The organism is Streptomyces sp. NPDC059900 (assembly GCF_050270335.1).
Lineage (GTDB): Bacteria > Actinomycetota > Actinomycetes > Streptomycetales > Streptomycetaceae > Streptomyces.
The window spans coordinates 1-2,035 of sequence record NZ_JBNNJZ010000945.1; the positions used below are offsets into that span (position 1 = coordinate 1).

Genomic DNA, 2,035 nt, shown 5'->3' on the forward strand with positions numbered 1-2,035 from the left:
CTACACGCGCGAGCACTGGGAGGCCGCCGCCGACGGACTCCTGGGCGCCGCCTGGAAGTGGGCAACCCCGCACGGCGCCCTGCTCGACCTGCCCGGCCGGCCCTCCGCGTCAGGCGTACGCTCCGACGGCCTCGAGGGATACGCCCGCACGCTGCTCGCCGCCGCGTTCCGGGTGGCGGGCGCCGGGGGCAAGGACCCGCACGGCTGGCTCGACCGGTATGCGCAGGGCCTTGCGGCGGGCACCCGCACACCCGGCCGTGACGACGCCGAGTCCTGGCCGGTGATCCTCGACCACCACGTCCAGGGCCAGCCGATGGTGGAGTCCGCGTCCGTCGCGCTCGGCCTGCGCCTGACCCGCCCCTGGCTGTGGGACCGGCTCGACACCGACGTACAGGACCGCGCCGAACAGTGGCTGCGCGGCGCGCTCCGGCACGTCCCCGCACCCAACAACTGGTACCTCTTCCCCTACACCGTGGCCGGATTCCTGGAGTCGGTGGGCCGGGGCGACGCGCAGACGGCGCGGGCGCGCGAGCGGGCCCTGCAACTCCTGGAGACCTGGAACCGCGGCCAGGGCTGGTACGCAGACGGCGACGGCCGCGCCTTCGACCACTACAACGGCTGGGCCCTGCACCTGTACCCCACGCTCGACGCCCACCTCGCGGACGACCGGGACCAACTGGCCCGGCACGGCGCACGCCTGCACGAGCACCTGGAGAGCTTCGGGCTGCTCTTCGGGGGCGACGGCGCCCCGATCCACTTCGGCCGCTCCCTGACCTACCGCTTCGCCGCGGGCGCGTCCGTGGCCCTGGGCGCGCTCACCGGCCACACGCCCCTGACCCCCGGCACCTCGCGCCGCCTCCTCAGCGGATCCCTGCGCTACTTCCTCGACCGGGGCTCGGTCGGCGCCGACGGGCTGCTGGGCCTCGGCTGGCACGGCCCGCACGACGCGACCCTGCAGCCCTACTCCGGACCCGCGTCGCCGTACTGGGCGTCCAAGGCGTTCGTCGGTCTCCTGGCACCGGCCGACCACCCCCTGTGGACCGCCACGGAGGAACCCGCCCCCAGCGAGAGCCGCGACCGCATCCTCGCGCTGCCCGCACCCGGCCTCCTCGTCCAGAGCACCATGGCCGACGGGATCGTACGGCTGCACAACCACGGCAGCGACCACGCGCGCCCGCACGAGGCCGAGTCGGCGGCGCACGAGGACCCGCTCTACGCCCGCCAGGCCTACTCCACCCGGACCGGCCCCACGGCCGGCGGCAACACCGCGGACAACCACCTCGCGGTCGAGGTGGCCGGGATATCCAGCGCCCGTCCCCGCATCCATCCCCTCGGCGCAGGCCAGGGCGAGGGCTGGGGCTGGGCCGCGTCCTGGCACACCCCGGCCTTCGTGAGCGGCCCGCCCATGGTGCCGGGGCTGCGCGTGGAGAGCGTCACGGTGGCCAAGGGCCCGTACGAACTGCGCGTGCACCGCGTCGTCGGCGCACCGCACGGCGCCCGCGTCACCCACACGGGCTGGGCGACAGGGCCCGGGGAGCCCTTGTTCTCCGTGCTCCACCCCCTGCACGGCTGGAGCAGCCAGGACGAACAGCGCGCCCCTCAGGGCACGGCGTTCACCCCGTGGGCCCGCCTGCCCCGCCTCATGGCCGATGCGGAGGGCACCGCGGTCTTCGCGGCCCTCGCCCTCCTCACCGCCGAGTCGGTACCCGCGGGCGCGGCGGATGCGGCGAACGTGGTGGGCGCGACGGCGGACACCGTCGAGGTGCGCTGGGCGGACGACGGCTCCCTGACCCGGATCGCCTTCGCACCGCTGAGGGTGGAACACGGGTGACAGCTGACCTCCGCCATGCAATGAGTTGACCCTGACGTCGCGTGAGGCTGCACGCTGTACGCGACGGAAGGCGAGATCGATGAGTTACACCGTGGGGCAGGTCGCCGGGTTCGCCGGCGTCACGGTGCGCACGTTGCACCACTACGACGAGATCGGCCTGCTGGCGCCGGTCGGGCGCAGCCACGCGGGTCACCGGCGCTACAG

At 74.7% G+C, this 2,035-nt stretch carries 2 protein-coding genes; both read left to right on the forward strand.

What is annotated here, in order from left to right; all coding sequences use genetic code 11:
- A partial coding sequence (locus ACQKIP_RS46005) for a DUF2264 domain-containing protein (RefSeq protein WP_427745727.1) occupies positions 1–1,831 on the forward strand: 1,831 nt, incomplete at its 5' end.
- Between the two features lie 79 nt (positions 1,832–1,910).
- Positions 1,911–2,035: MerR family DNA-binding transcriptional regulator (locus tag ACQKIP_RS46010; RefSeq protein ID WP_427745728.1), on the forward strand; the 125-nt coding region annotated here is incomplete at its 3' end.